The organism is Microbacterium sp. 13-71-7, assembly GCF_002257455.1.
Taxonomy (GTDB): Bacteria; Actinomycetota; Actinomycetes; order Actinomycetales; family Microbacteriaceae; genus Microbacterium.
The window spans coordinates 18,791-32,725 of record NZ_NCKN01000012.1; the positions used below are offsets into that span (position 1 = coordinate 18,791).

The following is a 13,935-nucleotide window of genomic DNA, read 5'->3' on the forward strand; positions in this document are numbered from 1 at the left end:
GGTGACCCAGAGAACAGGCGGGGTGCTCGGTCGTGCGGGAGGGGGACGCGGGGGCGCTCATGTGAGCGACGGGAAAATGTTCACGCGCGCTTTGTTGTCGCCGCCCCCGCGGCATGGTTGCATCGGTCCTCATGACAGATGAAACACATCTCCACCGCCACGCCGACGCCCCGCAGCCCCGCTGGTGCTCGTGCGCCGTCCCCGATGACGTCGAGCAGGAGCGCCGCTCAGGGCTGAGCCGGCGCGGATTCCTCACCGGCGTCTCCGCGGCGAGCGCGCTCGCCGCCGCCGGCTGGGTCGCCACCAGCTCGGACTCGGCATCCGCGGCCGCGGGCGGGGTCGGCAAGTCCGTGACCATCACGATCATGGGATCCTCCGACATCCACTCGCACGCGGTGAACTGGGACTACTACAAGGACGCGGCCTACTCCGACAAGGCCGGCAACGTCGTCGGCCTGTCGCGCGTCTCGAGCGTCGTCAACCAGATCCGCGCGGACCGCGGCCGTGACCGCACGCTCCTCTTCGACGCCGGCGACACGATCCAGGGCACCCCGCTGGGCTTCTACTACGCGACGATCGACCCGATCACCAAGAGCGGCGCGATCCACCCGATGGCCGCGCAGATGAACGCCATCGGCTACGACGCCGTCGCCCTGGGCAACCACGAGTTCAACTACGGCCTCGACTTCCTCGACACGTGGATCTCGCAGATGAAGGCGCCCGTGCTGGGTGCGAACGCCGTGCGGGCAGGGACCACCGTGCCCGCCTACACGCCGTACACGATCAAGACGCTGCACCCGAAGGGCGCCAAGCCGATCCGGGTCGGCGTGCTCGGCCTCACCAACCCGGGCATCGTCATCTGGGACAAGGCCAACGTGAGCGGCAAGGTCGAGGTGCTGGACATCGTCGAGACCGCGAAGCGCTGGGTGCCCGTGATCCGCGACCAGGGCGTCGACGTGCTGGTCGTCAGCGTGCACTCCGGCGACAGCGGCACCTCGTCCTACGGCGACGCGCTGCCCAACGAGAACGCCGCGGCACTGCTCGCCGAGCAGGTCCCCGGCATCGACGCGATCCTGTTCGGGCACGCGCACAAGGACATCCCGCAGCGCTTCGTCACCAACGCGACGACCGGCCAGCAGGTCGTGCTCAGCGAGCCGATGTGCTGGGGCCAGCGGCTCAGCGTGTTCGACATCGAGCTGCAGCAGGTCAAGGGCCAGTGGACCGTCGTGTCGAAGAAGGCCACGAACGTCAACACGAACACGGTCGAGGACGACCCGGCGCTGGTCTCGCTCATCCAGGCGCAGCACGATGCCGTGGTCGCGTACGTCAACAAGCCGGTCGCGACGTCGACCGAGGAGCTCTCCGCTGCGGAGTCCTGCTGGAAGGACACCGCGATCCTCGACTACGTCAACAAGGTGCAGGTCGACACCGTGACCAAGGCCATCGCCGGCACGGCGGAGGCGTCCCTCCCGATCGTGTCGATCGCGGCTCCCTTCAACCGGCAGGCCACCTTCCCGGCCGGTGAGGTCACGATCCGCGACGTCGCAGGGCTGTACATCTACGACAACACCCTCATGGCCTCGGTGCTCACCGGCGCGCAGCTCAAGGACTACCTGGAGTACTCCGCGAAGTACTTCCAGCAGGTCGCCCCTGCCGCCCCGGTGGATCCGGCGAGCTGGACGAACGCGCTGAACACCCCGGACTACAACTACGACCAGTTCTCCGGCGTCACGTACGACGTCGACATCGCGCAGCCGCAGGGATCCCGGATCCAGAACCTGTCCTGGAACGGCGCTCCCGTCGACCCGGCGCAGAAGTTCGTGGTCGCGGTGAACAACTACCGCCAGTCCGGCGGCGGCGGCTTCCCGCACATCGCGACCGCGCCGGTCGTCTACAACGCGCAGGTCGCGATCCGCGAGGCCATCGTGGCGTACGCCTCGGCGGCCGGCACGATCGACCCGAAGGACTTCCACGTCGTGAACTGGCAGCTCACGCGCGCCGGGACCCCGGTCTTCTGAGCGCCCGCGACGCCCCTCCCGTCCCGAACCGGGACGGAGGGGCGTCGTCGTCCCTGCGCTACTTCACGGTCGGCGGAGCGGGGATCCCGTAGCCGGAGGGGGCGATGTTCGCGTCGAGCGACTTCTTCCACGCGCCCGAGGAGATGTACTCCTTGAGCGCGGCGCGCACCTTCTCGAGCCGGTCGTCCCCCTGCTTCAGGCCGATCCCGTAGTTCTCGTCGGTGAACCCCTTGCCGATCACGCGCAGCACGCCCTTGTACTCGGGCTGCGTCGCGAAGCCGGCGAGGATGAGGTCGTCCGTCGACACCGCGTCGACCGTGCCGGCGGCGAGGTCTCGGACGCACTCGGACCAGGACGGCACCTTCACGACGGTGATCTTCCCCTGGTAGTGCGAGGTGAGGTAGTCGATCGAGGTCGTCCCGGCGGCCGCGCACACCTTCTTCCCGTCCAGCGTCTCGGGTCCGGTGATCGTGTCGTCGTTGCGGCGGATGAGCAAATCCTGATGCGCCACGAAGTACGGCCCGGCGAACGCGATCTCCTTCTCCCGCTCGGGGGTGATCGAGAACGTCGAGACGACGAGGTCGACCTTGCCCGAGGTGACCGCGCTCACGCGCTCGGCCTGATCGATGCGCTGCCACGTGATGTTCTTCGTGGGCACGCCGAGCTTGCCGGCGACGTAGTTCGCGGTGTCGATGTCGAACCCGGCGTATCCGGAGTCGGTCTTGAGGCTCACGCCGGGCAGGTCGTCGGCGATGCCGATCCTGAGGGTGCCGGATCCGGTCGCGCTGTTGTCTCCGGTGTTCTGCGGAGTTCCCGAGGAGCAGCCGGAGACGAGCACGGAGGCGGCGACGAGGCTCAACGCGGCGGCGGCGAGGCGGCGCATGTCACCGTCCCCCTTCGCGCGGGCCCGTGGCATCGTCTGGCCGGTTCTTGTCCGGTTCGTCGAGGTTGTCCCACTCGTGCATCTCGATCTCGACGGGCCCGACCGGGATCCCGTCGTCCTCGTCGTCCTCGTCGCGGTCGTGCACGTCGAACTGCACCGTGCCGATGGCCGCGATGGACTCCGTGCGCGGACCCGCGGGCCGCGGCGGATAGCGCAGCCCGGTGTCGGTCCATTTGCTGAGCATCCGGCCGTCGGTCTGCGCGGCCACCCTGCCCTTCACGATCAGCCAGCCGAGCTCGAAGATCACGAGGAGCACCGGGATCCCGACGACGACCACCACGAAGCCGGTCTTGTGCCAGAAGTAGGGCGATGCCTGCCACCCGGAGATCGCCATGCCCACGATCACGAACACGAGGAAGGCGAGGCCCAGATAGCTCGTCCAGGGTGTTCCCGGAGCCCGGAAGGTGCTGGGCGGCAGCACTCCCCTGTCGGTGAGTCTTCGCAGCCGCAACTGGCAGACGAAGATCGTGCCCCAGGTGAACACGACGGCGATCGAGGCCGCCTCGAGCGCGATCTCGAAGGCGTCAGGGCTCACCGCGTTCAGGATGGATCCGAACACGTACACGACCGCGGTCATCACGATGCCCGCCCACGGGACGCCGGACCTGCTCATCTTCAGCGTGAAGCCAGGGGCCTGCTTGGCCATGCCGAGGCTGCGCAGCACCCGGCCCGTCGTGTACAGGCCGGAGTTCAGCGACGACATCGCGGCGACGATGAGGATCGCCTGGATCACATTGGCCATCCACGGCATGCCCATCCGCCCGAACACGGTCACGAACGGGCTGATACCGGGCGTGAACTCGCTCGTCGGCAGGATGCAGACCAGCAGCAGCAGGGCGCCGCAGTAGAAGACGGCGATCCGGACGATGACCGCGTTCACGGCCTTCGGCACCTCGCGCTTCGGATCCTCCATCTCGCCCGCCGCGATGCCGACCATCTCGATCGCGGCATAGGCGAACACCACGCCCGACATCACGATGATCGGCCCGTACCAGGCGAAGCCGTCTCCGCTGGGCCAGAACCCGCCGGGATTGGACCAGAGGTTCTGCACTCCCGCACGATGCCCGCCGACGTCGAAGCTGAAGGCGACGACGACGATCCCCACCACGAGGAACACGATGATGGCGGTGACCTTGAGCACCGACGCCCAGAACTCGAACTCTCCGAACGCCTTCGCGGAGAGCAGGTTGACGACGAGCACCACGGCGAGCGCGATGAGGACCGTGGCCCAGGTGGGCATCTGCGGCCACCAGTACTGGATGTACAGCCCGACCGCACTGAGCTCGGCGATGCCGGTGAGCGCCCAGTTCGTCCAGTACATCCACCCCGTGTAGTACGCCGCCTTCTCGCCGAAGAACTCGCGCATCCACGAGACGAAGGCGCCGGAGGTGGTGCGGTAGAGCACCAGCTCGCCGAGCGCCCGCATGAGGAAGTAGGCGATCACGCCCACGAAGGCGTAGCTGAGCACGAGCGCGGGTCCGTTGCTGTGCAGCCGGGAGGCGGATCCGAGGAAGAGGCCCGTGCCGATCGCACCCCCGATCGCGATCATCTGCACCTGACGACGGTTCAGGCTCTTCTTGTACCCGGCCTGTTCCGCGTCGTGCTCTGCGCCGTGGTCCTCCGCGTGCGTGAGATTCCCGGCATCGGTCTGCGACATGCGATCCCCCTGTCGTTCACCCGTGTTCGCCGGTGGGGCGGGTCGCAGGACGGCTCGGAGCATCGGCGCTGGCGTGGTACTGAGAATGGCACGGTTTCTGGACCGAGGGCAATCGGTCGCGCGGCGCGTTCCCGTTCCGGAGCTCAGTCCCGCCGCTCTGCGATGTCCTTCACACTGCGCACGAGACTGTCCCACATCGTGGTCGAATGCAGCGCCGCCGCTTCGTCCGGGTTGTTGTCCTGGCTGAGCGTCAGCTCGACCGGACCGTCTCCCGTGATCGTCCACGTCAGCGTGTGGTAGTTCTCCGGGACGTCCGGCTTCCCCGAGAGAGGACTGAAGTGCGTGCAGACGAGGCGCCGCCCCGGCTCGACCTCGAGGATCACACCCCTGTCCTCGTAGGCCCGCCCCTGCCACTCCCCCTGCCAGCGGATCGGCCCGCCGACCGTCCAGTCGGTGACGACGGTCGTCCCGAACATGAACTCGCGGATCGCCTCGGGATCGGTCAGCACCTCCCAGACGCGATCGGGGGACGCGTCGATCGCGATGCTCGCTGTGGCGACATGGTCCTCTGGCATGCTCTGCTCCCGTTCCGTCGGCCCCCGCCCCCATGATCCGCCGAAACCGACGGCGCGTACAGAGGCGGGTCGCGGGACGCGGTCCCGCACGGCGGTCCAGCGCCGTGTCCCCCGCGCACGGCATGATGAGGTGCGAGGATGCGGTTCCGGATCCCTCCCGACGAAAGGCTCGGTGCGTGGCAGGCGACGACATGAAGGACTGGGTGCGGGCGCGGTGCGAGGAGCTGCCCGGCGTCACGATGGATCAGCCGTTCGGGCCCGAGGTGGACGTCTTCCGGGTGCGCGGGCTGATGTTCCTGGCGCTCTCGCCGTCGACCGCGACGGGCGTGACGCTCAAGTCGGCACCGGCGGACGCCGAAGCCCTGCGCGCCACGTTTCCCGCGATCATCCCGGGCTACCACATGAACAAGCGGCACTGGATCACGCTGCTCGCCGACGGAACCCTCGAGCGGGGCCTCGTCGAGGAGCTCGTGACCGAGGCCTATCGCCTCGTCGTCGCGAAGCTCCCGCGCGCGCAGCGTCCGGTGGATCCGGAGATCTTCGGGCGGGTGTGACCCGAACCTCGAGGATCTGCGGAGCCCCGTCCCCCGCAGCGGCTGCACCGCCGCTATCCCGCCCGCTATCCCGCCCGCGTGACGACGAGTGAGACGTTCTGCCCGCCGAAGCCGAAGGAGTTGCTGAGCACGGCGTGCTGAGCGACGTCCCTGCGCTCCGTGACGACATCGAGGTCGATGCCGGGATCGACGCCGGCGGGACCGATGCTCCGCGTCGGCGGGATGACGTCGTGCTTCACGCTGAGGATCGCGATCAGGGCCTCGATCGCCCCCGCGGCGCCGAAGAGATGTCCGAGCGCGGCCTTCGGCGCCGTCACCGTCGCACGGCCGAAGACCTCGCCGATCGCCACCGCCTCGGCCGTATCCCCCACGGGCGTCCCCGTGGCGTGAGCGTTCACGTGCCCGATCCGGTCGGGCGTGAGTCCGGCCTGCGCGAGAGCCTTCCGCATGGCCGAGACCTGGCCTCGGCCGTCGGGAGCGGGGGCTGTGACGTGATGGGCGTCGGACGCGATGCCGGCCCCGGCGATCACCCCGTGCACGTGCGCGCCCCGAGCCGCCGCGTGCTCCGCGCTCTCCAGCACCAGGACGGCGGCGCCCTCGCCGAGGACGAACCCGCTGCGGTCCGCGGCGAACGGACGGGAGGCCGAGGCCGGATCCTCGGCATATCGGGAGAGGGACTGGGCCTGCTGGAACCCGGCGACCGTGATCGCCGTGATCGCCGCCTCGGTTCCTCCGGCGATCACGACATCCGCCTCTCCGGCGCGGATCAGGCGGGCTCCGAGGGCGATCGCCTCCGCGCCGGAGGAGCATGCGGAGACGGGCGTGTACGAGCCGGCGCGGGCGCCGTAGGCGATGCTGACCAGCGCCGCAGCCGCGTTCGGCATCAGCATCGGGACGGTGCGCGGCGAGACGCGGCGCACACCCGACTGCTCCAGGACGTCGTCCTGCGCCAGGAGGGTCTGCACACCGCCGATTCCGGTTCCGATCGAGGAGGCGAGCCGCTCGGGATCGACGTCGGGCGCCCCTGCGTCGGCCCATGCCTCGGCCGCCGCGACGAGGGCCGCTTGCTGCGAGCGGTCCAGCCGGCGCGCCTGGGCGGGAGCCAGGAGCCCCGCCGGATCGGTGGCCATCGTGCCCGCGACGACCCGCGCGAGCTGGTCGTCCTCGTGTCCGGGGAACGTCATCAGCCCGATGCCGGACCGCCCCGAGAGCAGCCCCTCCCAGGTCGAGCGCACATCGGCTCCGAGCGGCGTGATCGCGCCCATCCCCGTCACGACGACGTCTGTTCCACGCATCTCCGCACCCTTCTTGTATGCCATACAAACGATCCATCATTTGTATCACATACAATCGAAGGGTGACGTCATCCCGCCCGGCGGCCCCGCCCCCCACGCCCGCGGACGGTCGCGGGCTCTCGACCCGTCGGCGGCTCATGGAGACCGCGGCCCGGCTCGGCAAGGAGAAGCGCGGAGTCGCCCTGAGCGTGGCGGAGATCGCCGAAGCGGCCGGCGTCTTCCCCAACCAGGTCACGTACCACTTCGGGTCCAAGGACTCGCTTCTCGTCCACGCCGCCTTCCTCGGTCTGCTGCACGACACCCGGCGCATCGAACGGATCGGTCGCCGAGCCGCCGAGCCCGCCACGTTCCGGCGCAACATCTCGCGCGCGGTCCTCGCGCTCCCGTCACTCCCCCTGGTCGCCGGAGCGCTCGCGATCGGGATCGCCAAGGCGGAGCTCGCGCCCGTGATCGATCAGCACCTCCAGCTGCTGTTCCGCCAGTCGGAGCGGTTCGTGGACGGCGTCGTCCGCAGCCGGGGCTGGCGCGTGGGGCGCCCCCTCGACGTGGAGGTGCGGACGTTCTGGAGCGCGGCTCTCGGCGGCGCCCTCCTCGCGCATGCGGGCGCCCAGGGCACGGGCGCGGACCTGGACCTCGCCGGGACGCTCACGATCCACGACGGCCAGGAGCCGCCCCGCGCCGACTGAAGGCAGCATGGGCACAGCGGGTACGGCCCTGGTCAGTCGACCATCACGACCACCTTGCCGACGGTGCGCCCGGCGGCGAGATGGGCGAGGGCGGCGCGGGCCTCCGCGAACGGCCAGGTGCGTTCGACGACCGGGGCGATGCGGCCGTCCGCGGCGAGCGCGAGCAGCTCGCGGAGCGCCTCCGGTTTCGCCGTGGCGGCGAGGGGGCGCAGCGGGCGGCGGGAGAACAGGGAGAGCGCGGCCGCGCGGGCGACCCGCGGTATCGGCCCGAGCACGCGTCCGCCCTCGCCGGCGATGAGGACGGCCGAACCTCCATCCTGCACGAGCCTCCGCACCGCACGCAGCGGACTGTCTCCGGCGATGTCCACCACGACGTCGAAGCCGCCCTCCGGCAGGTCGGCGAGCGGCACGGTCCCGCGGTCGTAGGTGGTCGAGGCCCCGAGGGACGCCACGAGCGAGCGGTTGCGCTCGGAACAGGACGCGTGCACCTCCGCTCCGCGCACCGCGGCGAGCTGGACCGTGAAGGTGCCGACACCACCGGACGCCCCGAGCACGAGCACGCGGTCCCCCGCTGACACGGCGGCTCGGTCGAGCGCCTGCCACGCCGTTCCGCCCGCGACCGGCAGGGCGGCGGCGGTCACGGGATCGACCTCGGCCGGGCGAGGCACGAGACGAGCCGCCGGCGTCGTCGCGTACTGGGCGAGCCCGCCGCCACCCGGGATCTCCCCCACCACCTCGTCACCCACCGCGAACTCCGAGACGTCGGGACCGAGAGCGACGACGGTGCCGGCCACATCCAGGCCGCGGACCGGCTGCTTCGGGCGCGACCAGCCGAACGCGGTGCGCAGCAGCAGCGGCTCGCCGGTCATGATGTGCCGGTCCGCCGCGTTCAGGCCTGTCGCCCGCACTCGCAGCAGCACCTCACCCCGCCGAGGTGCGGGGACGTCGACCCGCATCCGCGCGACCTCGTCCACTCCCCCGTAACGGGTCTGGATCCAGGCGTCCATGTCGTTCATCTCAGGCCTCCGGGTATTGGAAGACGTCGTCGAGGCCGACCTCGAAGACGCGGGCGAGCTGGAACGCGAGCTCGAGCGTCGGCGAGTACCGCCCCGCCTCGATCGCGATGAGGGTCTGCCGCGTCACTCCGACGCGTGAGGCGAGCTCGGCCTGGGTGAGGCCGCGGGCGTCGCGCAGCGCGCGGATCGAGTTCGTGACCCTGGTCGGCTTGACCATCAGAGGCCCCGCCGATACGCGACGATCCGCGCGATGCCGGCGACGATCGCGGCGACCGCGAAGCCGAAGAACATCGTGTGGGCGATCCAGAACCAGTCGGCGCGCACGGCGCACAGGAGGAGCACGCCGACGCCCGCGATCGCGAGGAAGGCCTGTTCGACGCGCGTGCCCATCCGAGCGATGTCGCGGTCGCGGATGTCGCTCTTACCGACCCCTCCCGGCTCGCGCATGCCCGCGACGATGCCCCAGAGGATGCTGACGACGATCGTGACCGCGATGCTGATGCCGATCGTCCAGAGCATGATCGGCACCCAGTCGACCGCAGTCAGCGGACCGCCACCCGCCTGACGGAGCACCACCACGACGTACACCGTGATCGCGACGACCGAGACGATGAGGCCCGACCAGACGTTGCGCTCCTCGTACACCATGAGCGACTCCTTCTGTCAAAGATTCTTTACACGCGATCGTACGGATCCGCGCGCAGCAATGTCAAGAATCTTTTACAAGGAGCCTGTTGGACAAGGCCGCCTCAGGGTACGGAGAGGACCTCAGGGAGCGGGAACGAGGATGTCCCGCACCGAGGCCGCGCCCCCGGAATCAGCGCCGCATGACGCCGAGCGCGATTCGTCGAGCACCCTCGATGCTGATCGAAGCCGACGAGGCCACCTCCGAGACCGGTTCGCCGGCGGAGAGCCGCTTGACGAGGGAACGGCGTTCGCGCGGAGTGGCCGCGCCCCAGATCCCGTCCCGCTCGTCGTTGACGATGGCGTACCTCAGGCAGTCTTCACGGACAGGGCAGCCCCCGCAGATCTCCTTGGCATGGTCCGCCCGTTCCCTGGCTTCGGGGAAGAAGATCTCGGGTATCGCCGTGGAGCAGTGCGCTGACGCACGCCACCCCTCATCGCGATCGTGGCTCACCTGCGCGGAGAGAGCCGCCGTCACCACGGCAGGAGGATGACGGCCGGGCGCACATGATGGCCTGGTCCGATGGGCGCACGCGACGTCTGAGCATGCGATCGCTGAAGGTCCATGCAGGGATTCCCCTTCGTAGCCGGCTGGGAGGCTTTTGCCCCGACAAAGAGATGACGCGGGAGCCGTTCCATGACGCGATGTCCCCCTCTAGATCTGTCCTCCGCCGCCGTCCAGGTTCAGCTGCGGCCTTCCGCGCCTGTTCCTGGGACGCAGCGGAGGGATCTTGCGCTCCTCCTCGTCCTTCGTCTCCGCATCCGGCGCCGGCGACCCGCCCGACGGAGACGGGGCGACGCGCCTGACCTGGCCGCCCCACCACACGTAGACGGCGATGAGGGCGAGGCCGAGAAGATAGAACACCGCCCACCAGGGGAAGGCCACCCCCGTCCCGGCGCCCTTGGCGGTCTTGACGTCCTTCGTCGGAGTGGGCAGCACCCGCTCGGCGGTGACGAGGATGCGGTGGGTGTTGATTCCCAGCGGCGTGCACGTGATCAGCGTCACCAGATCGCGGCCCTCCTTCGGGTGCAGGGAAGCGGTGTCGGATGGTTCCACCACGCGGGTGTCGAACACCTTGTAGGTGAGGACCCGTCCGAATGTGGTGATGATGATGGTGTCGCCGGGCTGAACCTGGTCGAGGTTCGTGAACATGGTCGCCTCGGCGAGACCACGGTGCCCGGTGATGACCGAGAGAGTGCCTTTCCCGCCGACGGGAAGCGACGTTCCCTCGAGGTGCCCGGTCCCCTTCAGCAGCGTGGCGTCGTCAGTGCCGTGATAGACGGGCAGATCCACGCCGATCTTCGGGATCTGGATGCGGGACATGATCCCGGTCGACGTCGAGAGCTGGCTCCAGTAGCTGCCCCCATCGCCCTTGACCTTTCCCTCTCCGACCGGCTTGCGGGTGTTCGCTTCGACCTGGGCGCCGGATGACAACGCCTCGTTGTAGCGGTCTGCGGCGGCGAGCTGCTCCGCGGCCGTCGGCACCGAGTTCTTGACCGAGTCCTGATAGTGCTCGACGATCTGGGACTGGTTCACGGAAGACAGCCAGCTGGCGGCGCTCGAGTACGTGAGGACGTTCGCGCCGATGAAGGCGAAGAGCGCCGTGACCACGAGCAGAGCATTCGGCTTCCATCTCCGCGAGCTGCGGCGACGATGCCGCCTCGACCCGGCGGCTGCGAGTTCCTGGGACACGTTCTGCTTCCTTCGTGGGTCAGACCGAAAGGCGGATGGTCGGCACGTGTGAGGTGCCGGCCACCCGCCCCGGTTCCGTCGGGCGGGGGAAGCGCAGTCGTGTGCTTCCCCCGCCCCTCAGCGAGACGTCAGCTGCTCAGCTTTCGGTCGTGTGCGCAGCGTGTGCGCGGCGGCGGATCACCAGGAGGACTCCACCGGCGGCGACGAGCAGCAGCGCGATGCCCGCGGTGGTCAGGATGACCTGGCCGTCCGCACCGGTCAGCGGCAGGCCGGGGACCAGCTGCTGGTTGTTGGTGATCGTGAACGTCGGCGCGGTCACGGTGGATCCGGACTGCACGTTGACCGCGGTCAGCGCGGCGTTGCCTGCCGGGAGCACGTAGCCGGCCGGGGCCGCGGTCTCCTGGAGGATGTAGCAGCGGTTGGTCACGTCGTTCGCCGTGGTGCTCGTGTCGCCGACCCAGAGACCGGCGATGGAGATGGATCCGCTCGCGTTCGAGGTCACGACCAGCGGGCTGGTCGAGTTCGGCTGGGTGACCTGGGTGAGACCCGTGACGCCGCCGGCCGGAACCGTGCAGGTGCCGGTGGTGGTGGTCGTCTCGAAGACGGTGAACGTGGCCCCGGCGAGGGTGTGCGTCGGGTTGCCGGCGTCGGTCTTCGTGCCGAGCACGTTGCCCCAGCGGGTGGTGACCTTGTTCGTCGGAGTCGGGCTCGTGGTGCCGTCCAGCTTCAGGTCGTTCAGGTTCACGGTCGCGGTGTTGTCGATCGTGCCGACCGCGTTCACCGTGGCGCGGAAGCCCACCGAGAGGGTCTGACCGGCGGTGAGCTTGGAGAGGCCCGACGCGGTGAGGGTCACGGTGAGCGTCTGTCCCGACCAGCTGTAGGTGTAGTCAGCGGGGTTGGCCAGCGTCGTCGCACCGATCTTCACCACGGGCACGTAGGTCGTGTTCGGGGTCAGCTTCGCGTCCAGGACATCGGAGACGATGAGCTTGGTGTAGGCCTGCCCGGTCGGCAGCGACGGGATCAGCTGGGAGACCGAGAAGTCGACCTGCGAGCCCAGGGTGTACCCGTTGGCGCTCTGGTCGCCGACCGTCTTGACCGGGGACGTGCCGGTCGCGTTCTTCGGGTAGACGTTGACGTTGTACTCCCACATGCCGGAGTTCGTGGCGCCCGCGGTCGAGTCGGCGGGAGTCGGCACGGTCACCACGAACGGTGCCGACATCGTGATGACGCTCGACGGCGCGCTGATCTCACGGACCAGGTAGGCGCCGACGGCGAGGTTCGAAGCGGTCGCGATTCCGCCACCGGCGGTGGTGACGTTGGTGCAGGTTCCGAGCGGGAAGTTCGTCGTCGAGTCGACACCGGCCGTCGTTCCGGTGAGGGTCGTGGCGGTCTGCGCACCGGCGATGTTCTGCAGGTTCTTGACCTGCGTCCAGCCGAGGTTGGACGTGTCGGTGAGCGACGTGACGTTGTTGATCGCGCACACCTGGAATGTCACGCCGTCGATCGGCGACGACGTCGGGTTCGTACCGCCCCCGGACGGGTTCTGCGCACCGTTGGCCGGGTAGGCGTACTTGTGGATCGTCAGCGATCCGGTCTGGTTGGTGACGGGTCCGGGAACGGGTGCGGCACTGGCGGCCGACGCCGTCAACGCCACCCCCAGCAGACCGAGCGACAGCGCGGTGGCGGCTGCCAGCGTCCGGCGCGTCCGCGCCGCCGCGGTGAGAGAGTTCGACATGTTTGTCTCTTTCGTATTCGGTGGATCACGACGCGGCGCGGCGTGACGTGGTGGGCCCGGGGTGATCCCCGGGACGAATCAGGGGGTTTCGCTCGGGCGTCGACGACGCCAGAAGTGGAGCGAGACCAATCCGAGGGCGATGGCCGTGGAGAGGCCGCCGGCGATCAGATACGCGTCTGCGCCGAACCCTCCGGTCAGGGGGATCACGGGCACCGACTGCTGGGTGTTCTTGATCGCGCCGAGATTCACGGTCAACGCGGTTCCGCTGACGGTGACGGTGCGCGGAGTGCTGTCCAGCACATACCCGGCAGGGGCTCTGGTCTCGGTGAGCGTGTACGTGCCCCAGGCGAGACCGGCGACGCTGAGGAATCCCGCACGGGAGTCCGTGTCATTGGTGCTCGTGCAGGGGGTCGCGACGCAGTCGCTCACCGTCAGTGTCGGGCCGGAGGCGCCGGGCCCCTTCAAGGTCCAGACGGAACCGGACAGAGAGTGAGCGGTGGCGGCGGAGTCGACCTTCTGCCACGAGATCGTCGCCGCGGACGGCTGGTTCACGTACGTGCAGACGACGCTGGAGCCGCCGGCGATGTTCGGCACCGAGAACACGGCAGCGCTGGTGAGCGTGTACGTCGTCGGCGGACCCGTCACCGGGGTCATGGTGCAGATGCCCGACTTGAACGTGTAGCCCGTCTGCTGCGTCTCCGACACCGCGACACTCGCGCGTGATGCCACCGACCCGAAGGTGAGCGTCCAGGGCGCGGTCGCCCCGTTCGCGCCCGTGACCGCGGTGGTTCCCGTCGGCGACGCGGTCACCGTGCCCGTGGTCGCTGTCGTCGCGGCGCCCAGGGTCCACCCGGAGGCCGGAGTCGGGTTGTTGCCGTTGGCGTCGGTGACCTGCTTGTACAACGTCACCGTCGCCGTCTTCGGGAACGGAGTATTGGTGATCGTGCAGACGATCTTCGCCCCGCCGGTGGTGTTGTTCGGCATGGTGAAGCTTCCGCTTGCTCCGCTGCCCGACGCGACCACCGCGTTGCCGTTCGCCTGATCGACACAGGACCAGGTGCTCGTGTTGGGCAACTACA

Annotated in this window: 14 protein-coding genes; 3 read left to right on the forward strand and 11 right to left on the reverse strand. The window is 69.3% G+C overall.

The features are described 5' to 3' along the window. The first annotated feature begins 131 nt into the window (after nucleotides 1-131). The gene (locus B7X32_RS02215; RefSeq protein ID WP_292715405.1) at nucleotides 132-2,018 is read left to right on the forward strand and encodes a 5'-nucleotidase C-terminal domain-containing protein; all 1,887 of its coding nucleotides are present in this window, start codon (nucleotides 132-134) and stop codon (nucleotides 2,016-2,018) included. Between the two features lie 58 nt (nucleotides 2,019-2,076). Here the strand turns inward: B7X32_RS02215 and B7X32_RS02220 are convergent, their stop codons facing one another. The 3 genes from B7X32_RS02220 to B7X32_RS02230 form a co-directional block, all read right to left on the reverse strand. Continuing rightward, entirely contained in the window at nucleotides 2,077-2,901 is an 825-nt protein-coding gene (locus B7X32_RS02220; protein ID WP_292715408.1) for a glutamate ABC transporter substrate-binding protein, read from the reverse strand. A gap of 1 nt (nucleotide 2,902) precedes the next feature. Beyond that, nucleotides 2,903-4,618: an amino acid permease gene (locus B7X32_RS02225; protein ID WP_292715410.1), complete on the reverse strand. Its 1,716-nt coding sequence runs from the start codon at nucleotides 4,616-4,618 to the stop codon at nucleotides 2,903-2,905. A gap of 143 nt (nucleotides 4,619-4,761) precedes the next feature. Next, complete coding sequence (locus tag B7X32_RS02230) at nucleotides 4,762-5,193, reverse strand: SRPBCC domain-containing protein (protein ID WP_292715413.1); 432 nt, start codon at nucleotides 5,191-5,193, stop codon at nucleotides 4,762-4,764. Between the two features lie 176 nt (nucleotides 5,194-5,369). Here B7X32_RS02230 and B7X32_RS02235 point away from each other — a divergent pair, with 176 nt between their 5' ends. Beyond that, complete coding sequence (locus B7X32_RS02235; RefSeq protein WP_292715416.1) at nucleotides 5,370-5,747, forward strand: MmcQ/YjbR family DNA-binding protein; 378 nt, start codon at nucleotides 5,370-5,372, stop codon at nucleotides 5,745-5,747. Between the two features lie 65 nt (nucleotides 5,748-5,812). Here the strand turns inward: B7X32_RS02235 and B7X32_RS02240 are convergent, their stop codons facing one another. After that, entirely contained in the window at nucleotides 5,813-7,042 is a 1,230-nt protein-coding gene (locus tag B7X32_RS02240) for a beta-ketoacyl-[acyl-carrier-protein] synthase family protein (protein ID WP_292715419.1), read from the reverse strand. A gap of 62 nt (nucleotides 7,043-7,104) precedes the next feature. Between B7X32_RS02240 and B7X32_RS02245 the strand changes: the two genes are divergently transcribed. Then, nucleotides 7,105-7,728, forward strand: coding sequence for a TetR/AcrR family transcriptional regulator C-terminal domain-containing protein (locus B7X32_RS02245; protein WP_292715422.1), 624 nt, complete (start codon nucleotides 7,105-7,107; stop codon nucleotides 7,726-7,728). A gap of 32 nt (nucleotides 7,729-7,760) precedes the next feature. On the opposite strand, the gene B7X32_RS02250 is transcribed toward B7X32_RS02245, so the two are convergent. From B7X32_RS02250 to B7X32_RS02280, 7 genes are all read right to left on the reverse strand, one after another. Further along, complete coding sequence (locus tag B7X32_RS02250) at nucleotides 7,761-8,744, reverse strand: NAD(P)-dependent alcohol dehydrogenase (RefSeq protein WP_292715424.1); 984 nt, start codon at nucleotides 8,742-8,744, stop codon at nucleotides 7,761-7,763. A gap of 1 nt (nucleotide 8,745) precedes the next feature. Further along, nucleotides 8,746-8,961, reverse strand: coding sequence for a helix-turn-helix transcriptional regulator (locus B7X32_RS02255; RefSeq protein WP_292715427.1), 216 nt, complete (start codon nucleotides 8,959-8,961; stop codon nucleotides 8,746-8,748). After that, entirely contained in the window at nucleotides 8,961-9,392 is a 432-nt protein-coding gene (locus B7X32_RS02260; protein ID WP_292715429.1) for a hypothetical protein, read from the reverse strand. The genes B7X32_RS02255 and B7X32_RS02260 overlap by 1 nt, the downstream gene beginning before the upstream one ends. A gap of 169 nt (nucleotides 9,393-9,561) precedes the next feature. Further along, nucleotides 9,562-9,909, reverse strand: a complete 348-nt coding sequence (locus tag B7X32_RS02265; protein ID WP_292715431.1) for a WhiB family transcriptional regulator — start codon at nucleotides 9,907-9,909, stop codon at nucleotides 9,562-9,564. A 174-nt stretch (nucleotides 9,910-10,083) separates the two neighbouring features. Beyond that, entirely contained in the window at nucleotides 10,084-11,040 is a 957-nt protein-coding gene (locus tag B7X32_RS02270) for a class C sortase (protein WP_292715434.1), read from the reverse strand. 217 nt (nucleotides 11,041-11,257) lie between these two features. Continuing rightward, entirely contained in the window at nucleotides 11,258-12,856 is a 1,599-nt protein-coding gene (locus B7X32_RS02275) for a SpaH/EbpB family LPXTG-anchored major pilin (protein ID WP_292715437.1), read from the reverse strand. A gap of 78 nt (nucleotides 12,857-12,934) precedes the next feature. Beyond that, a complete protein-coding gene (locus B7X32_RS02280) occupies nucleotides 12,935-13,840 on the reverse strand; it encodes a prealbumin-like fold domain-containing protein (protein WP_292715440.1) in 906 nt (301 codons plus the stop codon). Between the last annotated feature and the right edge of the window lie 95 nt (nucleotides 13,841-13,935).

What these genes read in the sequence shown, in the direction of transcription:
- B7X32_RS02240 (WP_292715419.1), bottom strand. Translation starts at nt 7,042, where the DNA reads ATGCGTGGAACAGACGTCGTCGTGACGGGGATGGGCGCGATCACGCCG.
- B7X32_RS02215 (WP_292715405.1), top strand. Translation starts at nt 132, where the DNA reads ATGACAGATGAAACACATCTCCACCGCCACGCCGACGCCCCGCAGCCC.
- B7X32_RS02275 (WP_292715437.1), bottom strand. Translation starts at nt 12,856, where the DNA reads ATGTCGAACTCTCTCACCGCGGCGGCGCGGACGCGCCGGACGCTGGCA.
- B7X32_RS02255 (WP_292715427.1), bottom strand. Translation starts at nt 8,961, where the DNA reads ATGGTCAAGCCGACCAGGGTCACGAACTCGATCCGCGCGCTGCGCGAC.
- B7X32_RS02225 (WP_292715410.1), bottom strand. Translation starts at nt 4,618, where the DNA reads ATGTCGCAGACCGATGCCGGGAATCTCACGCACGCGGAGGACCACGGC.
- B7X32_RS02230 (WP_292715413.1), bottom strand. Translation starts at nt 5,193, where the DNA reads ATGCCAGAGGACCATGTCGCCACAGCGAGCATCGCGATCGACGCGTCC.
- B7X32_RS02250 (WP_292715424.1), bottom strand. Translation starts at nt 8,744, where the DNA reads ATGAACGACATGGACGCCTGGATCCAGACCCGTTACGGGGGAGTGGAC.
- B7X32_RS02260 (WP_292715429.1), bottom strand. Translation starts at nt 9,392, where the DNA reads ATGGTGTACGAGGAGCGCAACGTCTGGTCGGGCCTCATCGTCTCGGTC.
- B7X32_RS02220 (WP_292715408.1), bottom strand. Translation starts at nt 2,901, where the DNA reads ATGCGCCGCCTCGCCGCCGCCGCGTTGAGCCTCGTCGCCGCCTCCGTG.
- B7X32_RS02280 (WP_292715440.1), bottom strand. Translation starts at nt 13,840, where the DNA reads ATGCCGAACAACACCACCGGCGGGGCGAAGATCGTCTGCACGATCACC.